Raw genomic sequence first — 12,617 nt, forward strand, 5'->3', positions numbered from 1 at the left:
GGACAACTTTCCGACTCTCCTCGATCAGGAGTGCGTCGTTCGGGTTGAAGAATCGATGTGGACGTACCCCACTGTGCACCCTGACCCCCCTTACTAGGCAAGCTAGCTAATTGATCCGCAGCGGTTGATCAGCCGAAAGTGCGCAATCTGTCTAGCCGAGCGCGACCCCATGCGCTTCACGGCTAGCGCAGTTGAGACCGAACAGCCACGGTGTCATGGTCTGCACGTGGGCAGTTTCGCCCCGAAGCAGGAGCCACCGAAGCGAATCGGTGAGCAGAGACCAGAGTCCCCATGACCGCCGTTCCCCTCCCCGAACAGCGCACCGCACGATCCCCCTTCTCCGAAGTCCGGGACACCCGCCACGAAGCCACCCTCGCCCTCATCGCCACGTCCGCTGTCATCGCGTGCAGCACACTCGTCGCCGCCGTCCTCGTCGCCGTCGGGTTCTCCGCATGATCGACGTGACCGCCTCGCTCTACACCGAGCTGGCCCCCACCGAGCCCATCGACATCACCGCCCTCCTCTTGGAGTAATCCATGACCACCGACACCCTGCGACAGCTGTCGCACGAGAACCTCGTCAGCTACGTCCGTGGCCGCCTGTCGACGCCGACGGCGCCGGACGAGGCTCCCGCCTCCGACGATCCCGACCGAGCGAGTCGCTACCTCCGCAACGACGACGCGCCCACCGTGCGCATCACGCCGTACCCGAAGCGCCGCGGCGTCCTGTCGGGCCGAGAGCCTCGCGTGTCCTCGCGCGACGCCCTCGCGCCGGCAGCGGCTGCCGAGCTCTGCTACCAGGACTTCTTCCGCGCCGAGCCGGCCGTGCCGGCGCCTGCTCTCGCCGTCGCCTCCTGACGCCGCCATCCGCGCGTGACGCAGCTTGCGTCGTCGCTCGCCGAGGCAGACGGATGAAAACGCGCTAGAATTGCGTACATGACAGTCATCTCCGTGGCCGACGCGCGCGCGTCGCTGAGCAGGCACATCGACTCGGCGGAGACCACGCACGAGCGCTTCGAGATCACGCGGAACGGCTCTCGTGTTGCCGTCCTGTTGAGCGCCGACGACTACGACTCTTTGGTCGAGACCGTCGACATCCTCGGCAACCCCGACGAGGTGGCCGCGCTCCGACGGGCCCTCGCCGAGCTGGAGTCGGGAGACACGTCGACCGCCGACGAGGTTCGACGGGCCATGGTCGCCCGCGGCAGGCTCGCGGAGTGAGTGGCCCGTACGACATCGTTTTCACGCGCTCGGCTCGCCGCGCCCTCGAGAACACACTTCCCGAATCGGTGGCGGCGGCGGCCTTCGAATTCATCGTCGGACCCCTCGCGAACAACCCACAACGGGTCGGCAAGCCCCTGCGCGAGCCCCTGGCTCCGCTCTACTCAGCACGTCGAGGCGACTACCGCATCCTTTACCGCATCGAGAACCATCGCCTCGTCGTCGAGATCGTCACCGTCGAGCACCGCCGAGACGTGTACCACCGGTCGTGAACTCGAGCTCTGAGCGCGCCGAGAGTCGCCCCATGGACCAAGACATGTCGATCCTGCCCTGGACATCGTTCACCGGCGTCACGCTCGGCGTTCGCGACGGCTGGAGCCACCTACCACCCATCGTCACACTCGGCCGCCATCGCGTCCCGATGCCGTTACCGGAGCCCCGAACCGATCAGCGGATCCGAGCCGGGCCCTCCCGCCCCGTAGAGTCGGGGCGACGACGGGAGCCGCTTCGAGACACCGAGGAGGCGCGGGTCACCTCCGCGAGTCCCGTCACGACAGGGGGACTCATGACAGTCGGATCGATCCTCACGGCCACGGCGCGGATCGTCGCGTCGGCGATCGCCACCGGGCTCAGCGCGATCGGCGCCCTGAGCGGCAACAAGCCGCACCCCGGCCCCGGCTTCGGCCCGGACCGGCGCGAGGACTACCGGCCGTAGCGCGGCGCCGGCGTCACGAGGTGACCGAGCTTGTCCGGGTTGCGCACGACGAAGATGCCCTGGACGAGCCCGTCCCGGACGTCGAACTGGAACGTCGTCGTAATGATGCCGTGCTCCTCGAACAGGACGGCCTCGAGCCCGTTGAACTCGACGGGGACGGCGATCGACGTCGCCCCGTACTTCTCGGCGAGACCGAGCACGAACCTCGAGGTCTTCTCGGCCCCTGTGACGGGTCGGGTGGCCGACGTGGCCTTGCCGCCTCCGTCGGAGATCAGGACGACATCCGGTGCGAGAACCCCGAGCAAGGCGTCGACGTCCCCCGAGCTGGCCGCCCTCATGAACTCGCCGACCACGCGCCGATGCTCGGAGGTGTCGGGCTCGTTCCGCGCCGGACGATCGCGCACCCGAGCCCGTGCCCGGTGCACGAGCTGGCGGGTGGCGGCCTCGCTCCGGCCAAGCACCGCCGCGACCTCGGGATACGGGAAGTCGAAGACCTCCCTCAACAGGAAGCCGACCCGCTCGTCGTCCCCGAGGCTCTGCAGGACCACGAAGAGCGCCGTCGAGACGGCCTCGGCGCGGATGGCGGCCTGCTCCGGATCGGCCGCCGGGTCATCGCCCCCGGAGCCGGACGACACCCCGGTGGGCACCGGCTCGGGCAGCCAGGGGCCGACGTAGTCCTCTCGACGGCGCTCCGTCGAGCGCAGCGCGTTGCGGGCCTGATTCGCCGCGATCGTCGCGAGATACGCACGCCCGTTCGTCACGTCGGCATCGGCGGACCGCCAACGCAGGTACGTCTCCTGCGCGACGTCCTCGGCGTCGGACACCGACCCGGTGATGTCGTAGGCGATGGTGAACACGAGCCCCCGGTGCTGCCGGAACACGGCGTCCCTCGTCAGTTCCATTCCGCCTCCTGCAGGGCCGGTCGTAGCGCCTCCGTGCTCGGACCGCTCGGACCGCTCGGCCCGCTCGGCCCGCTCGGCCAAGAATAGGAGCCGCCCCTCCGCGCCTCGCCCCGCAGCCACCGGAGTGTCTGACGACACACGGTCTCCTTGACGAAGGCCCCCGCCCTCCCGGGCACGACCAGCCGCCGGGGCCGGTCGTCGGGCGTGACGGCCTGGATCACGGCGTCCCGCCGCCCGAGGCTGAGGCACTGCGCCACGAAGCCGGCCGACAACGGCTGCGGGGCGTCCCCGTCGATCCGGCGCAGGACGGTGTCCGCGGCGTGCGCGCCCATCGGCAGAGCCGAGGCGCACCCCATCCGGTGGTAGTCGTATCCCTCCCCCTCGATCACCACGCCGTCCCCGGCTCCGACGATGCGGCCGTCACCGCCGACGACGGCGAGGGTCGGATCGACCCGGAGGCGCGCGTCACCCGTCACGGGCAGGTCGCTGTCGGTCGCGAGCCGGGTCCCGACGAAACCGGTGCACCACACGACGACGTCGGCGCCGAGTTCGTGTCGCAGATCCCGGGTCGTCGACGACGTCACGTTCTCGACCAGCTCGATGCCCCGCCTGCCGAAGTGGCGACGGACCCGGGCCCGGCCCGTCGGCGAGACACTCGGCACGACCTCCGCCGACGTGCGCAGCCGCACTCTCAGCGTCGGGTGCCGCTCTGCGATCTCAGCCGCCGCCTCCACGGCTGTCAGACCGCCTCCGATCACGGCGACGTCCGCGCCCGACGGCAGGCGTTCGAGCTCGGCCCGCAACCGCTCGGCGGCGGGCAGATCGTCGACGGAGTGGACGTCGTCTCCCGCCGGCAGGCGGCCGATGCTCCCGGCCGCGTAGACCAGGTAGTCGTAGGTCAGCTCGTCGCCGTCGTCGAGCGCGACGACCCGTGTCGCGGCGTCGATCCGCCGCGCCCGGCCGACGCGCACGTGCACGGCGGGGTGGAGCACGGACTCGAACGGCACGGTCGCCGAGCCCGACGATCCCGCCGCGTGCTCGTGCAGACGGATGCGCTCGACGAACGCATCCGTCGCGGTGACCAGCGTCACCGCCACCGCGGACCTCCCCCGCCTCCCCCGCGCCGCGAGCCGATTCGCGGCCATCACGCCCGCGTAGCCCCCACCGATCACGATCACCCGAGTCGACATGTCTGGTCTCCCTCCGAGACGGTTCCAGGCATGGGACACCGGCCGAGGGCCTTCTGTGACGGCTTCCGCAGAAAAACTCTCGGGCGCCGTCGTGTCGGGTTCGCGTCGTCGTGTCGTGCACGGACGCGACAGGACGCCGCGAACGCGACACGACGCGCCGGCCGGCTCAGGCTTCGAGCGACTCCAGGTAGGCGGCGTTCCCGCGCATCGCGGCCTTGTACCGGTTCAGCTCGTCGGCGTCGACATGGTCGGCGAGGAGCACGAGGAGGCGCGCGAGGGCCGTGTCGGCCCGTCCTGCGGCATGCAGACTCAGGGCCTCGAACGCGCCGAGGGCGACCGAGTCGGGGAACTCCCCGCGGGCCCGCGCGAACACGGCGAGCGACTCCTCGATGCGGCCGATGTTGCGCAGCGTGCTGCCGTACTGCAGGAAGCAGCGACGACGCAGATCGCCCGTCAGCCCCGCCTCCATCGCGCGTTCGTAGTAGCCGAGCGCGAGTTCCTCCTGGCCGTCGGTGTCGTAGGCGCCGCCGACCTCGTACAGCACCCGCGCCTCCTCGGGGTGTGCCTCGAGGATCGGCAGCAGCGCGGCGATCGTCGGGGCCATGTCGTCCCGATCGCGCGCCGCGAAGATGCGGTCGAGTCGGTCGTCGAGGTCGTGCGTCACGGGGGTCCCTTCGTCGTCGCGGCGCGCTGGCCGCGGGCGGGCTCGGCTAGGCGGGCGTCGTGGGACGAAGCAGCGTCGGGCCCGGTCGTCTTTTGTCCCACCAGGCGTGTTTCGTGGGGCCGGGCCGCCGCCGACGGGCTAGCCCGCGTTGTTGTCGGGGTGCAGGTCCTCGAGCTCGATGTCGTGGTCGATGATCGCCTGGACGGCCTCGGGGCTGGCCTCGAGTGCCGCGGACAGGTCTTCGACGGGGACGTCGGCGTCGACCGCGTGCTCCAGAGCCGACACGGCGGACTCGGCCGCCTCGTGGATGCCGTCGGCGGGGCTACCCAGGAACGCCTGGACTTCGTCACGCGCCGTGTCGGCGAGGGTGCTCTGCTCCTCCGTGAGCGCGGCCGTCGTCGAGTCGGGGTCGTGGGGCGGCAGCACTGCGGAAGAGTCGCTCATGAGGTCGAGTGTAGGGCGCGGCCCCACCGAAACCGCAGAGCGCCTACTTCGTCTGATTCGGATGCTTGGTGTGCACCTGCTCGAGGTGGACCGTCTGGCCGTCGACGTAGAACCAGATGCGCGCGTCGCCACGACTAGGGACGCTCGACCGGGGTCTCCGCGTCGAGCCAGTCGGCCGGCGAGGCCGTCAGGCCAGCCGCGATCGCCGTCGCCGTCTCGCGCCAGGAGGTGAGTTCGGCCACGGCGAGATGCGACTGACCTGTCGAGAAGGAGGCTCGGGCGGCGTCGACGAGGTCTTGGGCGCACGTCGCCTGGGCGGCCTTCGACAGAGCGAGCATCCACTGGAACTTGTGAGCCATTCGTGTCGCGAGCGTGCCCTCGTCGTCGAGAGTCACGGTGATGAGGTCCGCCGCGAACTGGAGGAGTAGGGCACGCGCCTCCACCTCGCGCTGCGACATCAGCACCAGCGCCTCGCCATCGCGCCTCAGTCGGCCAGCCGGGTGCCGCGCAGTTCGGGCAGCATCGTCGCCGCGATCGCCCCGATGACGAACACAGCCCCGAACACCGCGAACAGCGTGGGCGGTCCGCCGAGCGCGATCAGCGGCGGCACCGACAGGGGCGCAGCGATGGACGCGATCCGCCCGACGCCCGCAGCCCACCCCGCACCCGTGCCGCGCAGGGGCGTGGGGTAGAGCTCGGGCGTCACCGCGTAGAGGGCTCCCCACGCGCCGAGGTTGAAGAACGAGAGGGCCATGCCCGCGACGAGGATCTGCGCGACGCTGCCGCTGACGGCCCCGAAGCCGAAGAAGCCGGCCGCCACCGCCGAGCCGAGCAGGAAGCTCGCCAGCGTCCCGCGACGCCCCCACTTCTCGATCAGCCAGGCCGAGGCCGCATAGCCCGGCAGCTGCGCCAGCGTGATGATCAGCACGTACTCGAACGAGCGGACGAGCGGGAACCCGGCGGCGACCAGCAGCGACGGCAGCCAGACGAACGCGCCGTAGTACGAGAAGTTCGTCATGAACCAGACCACCCAGATCGCGACCGTGCGACGTGTCATCCCGGCACCGAAGAGCCGACCGACGGAGGCGCGGGCCGGCTTCCCGACGACCCGCGCCTCCTGGGCGGGAGCGGCCGGGGCGGCGACGCCGGCGGCCTCCTCGAAGCCGCGGACGACGCGCTCGGCCTCGTCATGGCGACCCTTCGACTCGAGGAAGCGCACCGACTCCGGCATCGTCAGGCGCACGAAGACGGCGTAGAGGGCGGGCGCGGCTCCGATCAGCAGGGCCCAGCGCCAGCCGTCGTCACTCGTCGGGATCACGAGGTAGCCGACGAGCGCGGCCGCGATCGAGCCCACGGCCCAGAACGCCTCGAGCAGCACGACGATGCGACCGCGGATGCGGCGCGGTGAGAACTCGCTGACCAGCGTCGACGCGACGGGCAGCTCCGAGCCGAGCCCGAGGCCGACGACGAACCGGAGGACGAGCAGCACTCCGACCGACCACGACAGGGCCGAGAGCCCGGTGGCGAGGCCGTACAGCAGGAGCGTCAGGGCGAACACGGTCTTGCGCCCCAGCCGGTCGGCCAACGAGCCGCCGACGGCCGCGCCGATCGCCATGCCCGCGAATCCGGCCGAGGCGACCCAGGCGAGCTGGCCGGCCTGGTCGCTCCAGACGGTCATCAGCTGTGCGATGACGAACGACAGGAGACCGACGTCGAGCGCGTCCAGGGCCCAGCCGATGCCCGAACCCGCGAGCAGGCGCCGGTGCCTCGACGTGAACGGCAGCTCGTCGAGGCGCTCCGTGCGCGTGGGAGCCGAGGAGGTGCGGGTGGCGGGGGTCATCGGGGCCTGTCTTCTCGAGGGGTACGTGCCGAAAGAGAGGATGGCGGGGCCGAGCTCTCGCCGTCAATCGACGAACGCCTCTCTAAGCTGAGGCCATGGACGAGGAAGTTCTCACCGGCGGCAATTCCAGTGACGTGTCCCGGGTCGGCTCGACCGTGCACCGCACGGCGGGCCCGTGGACACCGGCCGTTCACGAGCTCCTGCGAGTGCTCCGCCGCGCGGGCGTCGTCGAGGTGCCCGAGCCGTTGGGTTTCGACGACGACGGCCGCGAGGTCCTCTCGTTCATGCCCGGTGCGGTGGGCAACTATCCGCTGCCGACGTGGCTGTGGGAGGAGAGCATCCTGAGCAGCGCGGGCGCCCTGCTCCGCCGCGTACACGACGCCAGCGCCCCTCTCGTCGAGGCCGATGTCACGTGGGGGTTCCCGCGGCACGAGCCGGCCGAGGTCGTCTGCCACAACGACGTCGCCCCTTACAACATGACCTTCGACGACGGTCGGGCCACGGGTCTCTTCGATTTCGACACCGCCTCACCGGGGCCGCGGCTGTGGGACCTCGCGTACCTCGCCTACCGGCTGGCACCCCTCGGCGAGCATGCGGACGTCGCTCTCGACGCGCAGGAGCGACACGCTCGAGTCGAGCGCCTCGTCCAGGCCTATGGCATTCCCTACGAGACACCGGACCTCCTCACGATGCTGGCCGAGCGCCTCCTCGCCCTGGCCGACTTCACGGACGAGCGGCTTCGCGACACGGGCAACCCGGAGTTCGCGGACCATGCCGCGATGTATCGGCGTGACGCTGCGAGCGCGAGCGCGATGGCCGGCCGGGCGTCAGGCTCCCGGTAGCGAGCCCGGCGGCCGGTTCGCTACGGGCGTGCCGCGCGCAGCCGGGCCGAGGCTTCGGAGGTGGCGGCGGTCATCTTGTGGAGGAAGGCCGTGGCAGTCGTCAGCTCGCCCGCCGACGACCCCTGCAGCACGCCGGCGATCTCGGTGCTGGACTCCGCGAGGAACGGATCGCGTTCATCTACGGTGACACGGTGGCCACCGTGGACGACGACGAGGACGGTGACACCGTGACGACCGAGGGCGGGCGACGTCTCCGCGCGGACCTCCTCGTCATCGCCGAGGGCGTCCGGTCGCGGACGCGGGCATCGGTGTTCGGCGACGACATCGTCGAGGAGCGCGACCTCGACGTCACGATGGTGTTCGGGACGATCCCGCGAACGGAACGGGACGATGACCGGTGGCGATCGCACACCGCCCTCCGTGGTCGCCAGGTACACCTCCGCCCCGACCCCTACGGCACCATCCGGGCGATCCGGCTGGTGCGTCACGCCGATGGGCGGTGGAGGCGCGTCGCTCGCACTGACGGCGGGATACGTCCTCGCCGCGCAGCTGGCTGACGCCCCTGACGCTCCCCTGACTCGACCAGGCGCCGGATCAGCGGTACCACTCCTCGTCGATGGTGGCGAGACGAGAGGGGTGCACTTGGCCTGTGAGCCCGTAGAACTTCTGGAAGCTCATGATCAGCGGGCGCCAGCGGTCGGGGTCGACTCGAGCCGGGTGAGCGGCATCGCGGACGGAGTCGTGCACCGACACGTGGGTGATGCCGACCTGGAAGATGGACGCGCCTCCTTCTTCTTCGGGTCGGAGGCTCCCGAGCGGGCTCTCGCCGATGACCTCGCCGTGCAACGCGACCGGGCATTCGGCGACGCGAGGAGGCTGCGACTCGGTCTCGCCGATCGGCGTGACGCCCGCATGGGCGAACTTGTCGGGCACGTGCCGGTACCCCGCCTCTTCTTTCAGCGGGTGCACCGGATCACGGCCCGTCGTCAGGGCGAGGCGATCGACCACGTCCACGAGTTCGACGGAGGGCAGGTTGATGACGACCTTGCCGGTGGACGCGAGGTTGGCCGCCGTCTGAGATCGAGCGCCCATACCGAGGACGGCGGTGTGGCCCAACCAGAAGATCGACGACATGGGCGCGAGGTTGGACCGCCCGCCGGAGTCGATCGTGCTGAGCAGCGCGACGGGCGTGCCGAAGTAGAGGATGGCGGGATCGATCTCGATGTGGGGACTCGACATGCTTGCTCCTGGTCGTCCTGCGGCCGGTCGGAGACGGGCCGTCACTCCGTAGACGCTGCAGGGGGCACGGATGTGAGGTCAGCCGACGGTGTCGAGAAACATGTCGGTGTCGGCGGCGATGCGCGGCGATTGCGTGTGGTGAAGGTAGTGCTGTCCCGGCAGGGCAACGACCTGCCCCCGTTCGACCGTCGCTGCTTGGGCCTTATGAAGTTGGGTCCAGCCCTCCACATCCGAGTCGGTCTGCACGACAAAAAGCAGGACCGGCAGGGCCGCGGGGAAGAGGACGTCCCTGACCGAGGCGAAGTTGCCGGGGGTGTGCGCCGCCTCGTCGAGGAAGGTGGGTGCGGTCGAGTTCTTCGTCGTGAGGAGGCGCATCTGCTGCTTCGTGGCGTCGTCGTACTGCAGGCCGTCGTAGGGGTCGGCGCCCAGGGCCGAGAATACGCGGAGCAGACCGAGGTTGCGCAGGTCGACGAGGCCGTCGGTCGGCACGGGGTCATCCGAACCGGGCTGGTCGGGCACGCTGCTGTCGATGCCGATGAAGGCGGTCAGTTCGCTCGGGTAGAGCCTGCTGTATTCGAGGGCGTAGATGCCGGCGATCGAATGCCCCATGAGCGCATACCGGTCGATGCCGAGGTGCTGCAGAGCCTCATGTACTTCACCGGCGATGTTCGCGGCGGTCCGCGGGGAGTCGGTCTGGTCGCTGAGACCGGTGCCGAACGGCTCGATGGCGACGACCCGGTGGGTGTCGTCGAGCTCCCGGATGAGCGGTTGGAAATCGAGGCCCGGTGCCGCCGTGCCGAGACCAGGCAGGAGGACGATCGTGTCGCCCCCCGTCCCGCTGATCACGACGTTCATGTGCTTGCCGTCGACGGGAACGAGCTCGCCGTACGGCTCGATGGCGGCGAGATCCGACTTCGTGGCGACGATATTGACGATGGACGTCGTCGCCAGCGTCACGGCCGGGAGAAGCACGATCACACCGGCCGTCCACAGGGCCACCTTGAGGCGCGTGCGCATGAGTTCCTCTTCTCGACAGGGCGGCGGAGAGTCCGCTCGACCTCTCTCGATCAGACCAGAGCGCGCGTGCCGCCAGAAGTGTCGGGGCGTCACCATCCGTCCGTGACGTATGTCATCGCGATGCGCAGTTTCGGAACCGGGCAGCGCCCCACTGTCTCAACGACCCGCGAGTGCGACCCCACCCAAGCCGCAACTTCGGGATCGACTTCGGAGAAGAACTGATCGAACTCCCGCAGGCGGGAGGCGAGTCCCGTCGTCGTACTGAAGACGGGTTCCCAATGGGCGAGCCTGTTGCGAAAGCCGTTCAGCTTCTCCATACGGTCATGGACGTATCCACGTGATCGTCCGGGAAAGATCTCGCTCAGCATCGGCGTCCAAATCGTGGCGTCGCGGACGGAGGCCGTCAGCATCGTCCAGAATCCGAAACTGAGGTTGGCGATCGTGTGCCCCGGAGTCGCAGATGGGGCACTCCCGATTGCCGCCCGCAGCGATCTCCTCGAGCCGACGTTGAGTTGGCGTTGCCTCTGGCGCGTCGAGGGAATCCCGGCTTCACGACTCCACAAAGGGCTCCCAGGCAGAGTCCAATCGGGAAAGTGCTCGGCCAGCCTCGTCGCGTATCGATTGCGAACCAACACCTCGAAATGCCCGAGATCACGGAGGCACGCCGCGGCCACCTCCGCGTTCCAGGCGTACAAGTCGAGCGCCTCGGGTAGCTTGCCGGCGGACACGTTGAGGTAGACACGCAGCCGAGGGCGCGCGAGCCAGTTGTGCGCCTTGGTCTCGGACAATATCACGTTGACATTTTTACAGACTGGCGCAACCGCACGGAAAGTGAAATGATGGGAGTTCCGGTGGTCTCGGACCTCTGGCTTAGCTAGGCACCATTCGGATTCAGAGTCAGGCCTGCGATTCGTTTCGACGAATCGCAGGCTCCCTCTCTTCTCGCTCCCTCAGCCGGGCGCTTTCGGCGTCGCCGAGAGAGCCACGCCGTCGCGCGAAAGACACGCGGGCCAGTCGCGCAGGCAGCAGGTCAACGCACTCGCCTCGCAGGGGCGTGAGGCGACTCACGTGGATCTCGCGATACTTGCCGGTGGAGAGACAGCGCAGGACGCCGAACTCGCATGACGACGGAATGGAATCGTGCCGGGAGCGTTCTCCACAGAAAGCATCTGCTGCCCGCCCCGAACGAGAGACGACCGACCATGCTCGCTGCCCGATACCACTCCTACGGAACCCCCGATGTGCTGGTCGTCGAGGACGCGCCCGAGCCGCATGCGGTCGAGGGTTCCGTGCGAATCGCCGTCCGCGCCGTGAGCGTCAATCCGATCGACGTCCTGCTGCGCGCCGGACGCCTCGAGCAGTTCCTCCCGCTCGAGCTTCCCGCCATCCCCGGCCGCGATGCCGTCGGCGTCGTCGACGAGATCGGACCCGGAGTCACGGGTATCGAGGTGGGCGACGTCGTCTTCGGCCTCGGCGGGGTCAGCGACACCACGGCCGAGCTCGCCGTCCTGACCGCATGGAGCACCGTCCCGGAGCAGTGGAGCACGGCGCAGGCCGCCGCGGCCGGCCTCGCCGCCGCGACGGCGGTGGCCGCTCTCGAGGTGATCGGCGATCTGCGTGACGCGACCTTGCTCATCGAGGGCGCCTCCGGAGCCGTCGGCAGTGCCGCCGCAGCCTTCGCCGTCGCCGCGGGCGCCACCGTCATCGGCACGGGAAGCGAGAGCAGCCACGCGTATCTCGAGTCGCTCGGCGTCCTGCCGACCACCTACGGCCCGGGCCTGGCCCAGCGCGTCGCCGCTCTCGCCCCGGCCGGGGTCGACGCCGGTCTGCACATGGCGCCGTCCGACTCCCTGGCCGACGTCGTCTCGATCGTCGGGGACGCCTCGCGCGTTGCGACGGTCGCGGATTCCCAGGGCGCACCTCGGCTCGGCGTGACGAGTGTGAACGCCCGCAACGACTCCGCCCTGCTCCGGCACGCGGCGTCACTTGGCCGGGACGGACACTGGACCCCTCGGGTGGACCATGAGTTCGCCCTGGCCGACATCGCCCAGGCCCACACCGCCGCCGAGACCAGCAGCGGCAAGGTCGTCGTCACGCTCCCGTGAGCCTGCTCGCGGGCGATGACAGTCGTCGTCGATAACGTCGATGAATCGGACGCGCTGGGGGTCAGGGCGAGACAGGAGCGATGGTCCGGCAGTCACACTTCATCACCGCGTTCCCGTGCAGCACGGGCATGGCGCGGCCTAATCGTCGTCGTCCGCCTCGGGCGGCAAGACGTCGCGAAGGCCGGCGGGGTGCGCGTTACATCGCCACCACGCAGCACGGTCGTCGCGCCGTGCCGACCGTCGTTCGTCTTCGTAAAGAGCGTGTTCGATGAAGGCCGTGGGAAGGCGAGCATCGTGGTCCCGGACGTAGTGAACCAGTCCGCTCGGCCAGAGGAATGTCTTGTCGGTGAGTTCGAGATTGCCGTTGGCTTTTCCGCCGATGCGGCGGGACGCGCGTCCCATCAAAGCCCGGGGCAGCAGGCCGCGAGTGAGATAGTGG

At 69.7% G+C, this 12,617-nt stretch carries 17 protein-coding genes; 8 read left to right on the forward strand and 9 right to left on the reverse strand.

Translation table 11 applies throughout. The annotated features are described in order from the left end of the window. Positions 1–291 precede the first annotated feature (291 nt). The 5 genes from ACPEEZ_RS14700 (at position 292) to ACPEEZ_RS14720 (ending at position 1,935) form a co-directional block, all read left to right on the forward strand. Positions 292–456 carry a hypothetical protein gene (locus ACPEEZ_RS14700; RefSeq protein WP_423920672.1) on the forward strand — a complete coding sequence of 55 codons (165 nt, stop codon included), beginning with the start codon at positions 292–294 and terminating at the stop codon, positions 454–456. 80 nt (positions 457–536) lie between these two features. Beyond that, positions 537–857, forward strand: a complete 321-nt coding sequence (locus tag ACPEEZ_RS14705) for a hypothetical protein (RefSeq protein WP_423920674.1) — start codon at positions 537–539, stop codon at positions 855–857. Between the two features lie 78 nt (positions 858–935). Next, the gene (locus ACPEEZ_RS14710) at positions 936–1,220 is read left to right on the forward strand and encodes a type II toxin-antitoxin system Phd/YefM family antitoxin (protein WP_423920677.1); all 285 of its coding nucleotides are present in this window, start codon (positions 936–938) and stop codon (positions 1,218–1,220) included. Then, a complete protein-coding gene (locus ACPEEZ_RS14715) occupies positions 1,217–1,492 on the forward strand; it encodes a type II toxin-antitoxin system RelE family toxin (protein WP_423920680.1) in 276 nt (91 codons plus the stop codon). Before ACPEEZ_RS14710 ends, ACPEEZ_RS14715 begins: the two co-directional genes overlap by 4 nt. 293 nt (positions 1,493–1,785) lie before the next feature. After that, the gene (locus ACPEEZ_RS14720; RefSeq protein WP_423920682.1) at positions 1,786–1,935 is read left to right on the forward strand and encodes a hypothetical protein; all 150 of its coding nucleotides are present in this window, start codon (positions 1,786–1,788) and stop codon (positions 1,933–1,935) included. On the opposite strand, the gene sigJ is transcribed toward ACPEEZ_RS14720, so the two are convergent. The 6 genes from sigJ to ACPEEZ_RS14750 form a co-directional block, all read right to left on the reverse strand. Then, entirely contained in the window at positions 1,923–2,837 is a 915-nt protein-coding gene (gene sigJ / locus ACPEEZ_RS14725; protein WP_423920685.1) for an RNA polymerase sigma factor SigJ, read from the reverse strand. The two genes, ACPEEZ_RS14720 and sigJ, sit on opposite strands and share 13 nt — an antisense overlap. Beyond that, positions 2,828–4,027, reverse strand: a complete 1,200-nt coding sequence (locus ACPEEZ_RS14730) for an NAD(P)/FAD-dependent oxidoreductase (protein WP_423920687.1) — start codon at positions 4,025–4,027, stop codon at positions 2,828–2,830. Before ACPEEZ_RS14730 ends, sigJ begins: the two co-directional genes overlap by 10 nt. Positions 4,028–4,193: 166 nt before the next feature. Beyond that, entirely contained in the window at positions 4,194–4,691 is a 498-nt protein-coding gene (locus ACPEEZ_RS14735) for a tetratricopeptide repeat protein (protein WP_423920690.1), read from the reverse strand. Between the two features lie 138 nt (positions 4,692–4,829). Then, positions 4,830–5,135, reverse strand: coding sequence for a hypothetical protein (locus tag ACPEEZ_RS14740; RefSeq protein WP_423920693.1), 306 nt, complete (start codon positions 5,133–5,135; stop codon positions 4,830–4,832). Between the two features lie 134 nt (positions 5,136–5,269). Then, positions 5,270–5,593: a prevent-host-death protein gene (locus ACPEEZ_RS14745; RefSeq protein WP_423920696.1), complete on the reverse strand. Its 324-nt coding sequence runs from the start codon at positions 5,591–5,593 to the stop codon at positions 5,270–5,272. A gap of 26 nt (positions 5,594–5,619) precedes the next feature. Beyond that, positions 5,620–6,975, reverse strand: a complete 1,356-nt coding sequence (locus ACPEEZ_RS14750; protein WP_423920698.1) for an MFS transporter — start codon at positions 6,973–6,975, stop codon at positions 5,620–5,622. Between the two features lie 95 nt (positions 6,976–7,070). Between ACPEEZ_RS14750 and ACPEEZ_RS14755 the strand changes: the two genes are divergently transcribed. Both ACPEEZ_RS14755 and ACPEEZ_RS14760 read left to right on the forward strand, forming a co-directional pair. Next, the gene (locus tag ACPEEZ_RS14755) at positions 7,071–7,817 is read left to right on the forward strand and encodes a phosphotransferase (RefSeq protein WP_423920701.1); all 747 of its coding nucleotides are present in this window, start codon (positions 7,071–7,073) and stop codon (positions 7,815–7,817) included. Between the two features lie 191 nt (positions 7,818–8,008). Next, positions 8,009–8,374, forward strand: coding sequence for a hypothetical protein (locus ACPEEZ_RS14760; protein WP_423920703.1), 366 nt, complete (start codon positions 8,009–8,011; stop codon positions 8,372–8,374). A gap of 37 nt (positions 8,375–8,411) precedes the next feature. On the opposite strand, the gene ACPEEZ_RS14765 is transcribed toward ACPEEZ_RS14760, so the two are convergent. The 3 genes from ACPEEZ_RS14765 to ACPEEZ_RS14775 form a co-directional block, all read right to left on the reverse strand. Then, positions 8,412–9,056, reverse strand: a complete 645-nt coding sequence (locus ACPEEZ_RS14765) for a flavin reductase family protein (RefSeq protein ID WP_423920706.1) — start codon at positions 9,054–9,056, stop codon at positions 8,412–8,414. Positions 9,057–9,134: 78 nt separating this feature from the next. After that, on the reverse strand, positions 9,135–10,073 hold the full coding sequence (locus tag ACPEEZ_RS14770; RefSeq protein WP_423920708.1) for an alpha/beta fold hydrolase: 939 nt from the start codon (positions 10,071–10,073) through the stop codon (positions 9,135–9,137). Between the two features lie 89 nt (positions 10,074–10,162). Beyond that, positions 10,163–10,867, reverse strand: a complete 705-nt coding sequence (locus ACPEEZ_RS14775) for a hypothetical protein (RefSeq protein ID WP_423920711.1) — start codon at positions 10,865–10,867, stop codon at positions 10,163–10,165. A 408-nt stretch (positions 10,868–11,275) separates the two neighbouring features. Between ACPEEZ_RS14775 and ACPEEZ_RS14780 the strand changes: the two genes are divergently transcribed. Further along, positions 11,276–12,178, forward strand: coding sequence for an alcohol dehydrogenase catalytic domain-containing protein (locus tag ACPEEZ_RS14780; protein WP_423920713.1), 903 nt, complete (start codon positions 11,276–11,278; stop codon positions 12,176–12,178). Positions 12,179–12,617 lie beyond the last annotated feature (439 nt).

The sequence above is a fragment of the Frigoribacterium sp. 2-23 genome (genome assembly GCF_049601585.1).
Lineage (GTDB): Bacteria > Actinomycetota > Actinomycetes > Actinomycetales > Microbacteriaceae > Frigoribacterium.

Excerpts from the sequence above, each read along its gene's own strand:
- ACPEEZ_RS14745 (WP_423920696.1), bottom strand. The coding sequence starts at position 5,593 with ATGTCGCAGCGCGAGGTGGAGGCGCGTGCCCTACTCCTCCAGTTCGCG.
- ACPEEZ_RS14705 (WP_423920674.1), top strand. The coding sequence starts at position 537 with ATGACCACCGACACCCTGCGACAGCTGTCGCACGAGAACCTCGTCAGC.
- ACPEEZ_RS14700 (WP_423920672.1), top strand. The coding sequence starts at position 292 with ATGACCGCCGTTCCCCTCCCCGAACAGCGCACCGCACGATCCCCCTTC.
- ACPEEZ_RS14710 (WP_423920677.1), top strand. The coding sequence starts at position 936 with ATGACAGTCATCTCCGTGGCCGACGCGCGCGCGTCGCTGAGCAGGCAC.
- ACPEEZ_RS14730 (WP_423920687.1), bottom strand. The coding sequence starts at position 4,027 with ATGTCGACTCGGGTGATCGTGATCGGTGGGGGCTACGCGGGCGTGATG.
- sigJ (WP_423920685.1), bottom strand. The coding sequence starts at position 2,837 with ATGGAACTGACGAGGGACGCCGTGTTCCGGCAGCACCGGGGGCTCGTG.
- ACPEEZ_RS14740 (WP_423920693.1), bottom strand. The coding sequence starts at position 5,135 with ATGAGCGACTCTTCCGCAGTGCTGCCGCCCCACGACCCCGACTCGACG.
- ACPEEZ_RS14720 (WP_423920682.1), top strand. The coding sequence starts at position 1,786 with ATGACAGTCGGATCGATCCTCACGGCCACGGCGCGGATCGTCGCGTCG.
- ACPEEZ_RS14770 (WP_423920708.1), bottom strand. The coding sequence starts at position 10,073 with ATGCGCACGCGCCTCAAGGTGGCCCTGTGGACGGCCGGTGTGATCGTG.
- ACPEEZ_RS14755 (WP_423920701.1), top strand. The coding sequence starts at position 7,071 with ATGGACGAGGAAGTTCTCACCGGCGGCAATTCCAGTGACGTGTCCCGG.
- ACPEEZ_RS14750 (WP_423920698.1), bottom strand. The coding sequence starts at position 6,975 with ATGACCCCCGCCACCCGCACCTCCTCGGCTCCCACGCGCACGGAGCGC.
- ACPEEZ_RS14765 (WP_423920706.1), bottom strand. The coding sequence starts at position 9,056 with ATGTCGAGTCCCCACATCGAGATCGATCCCGCCATCCTCTACTTCGGC.
- ACPEEZ_RS14780 (WP_423920713.1), top strand. The coding sequence starts at position 11,276 with ATGCTCGCTGCCCGATACCACTCCTACGGAACCCCCGATGTGCTGGTC.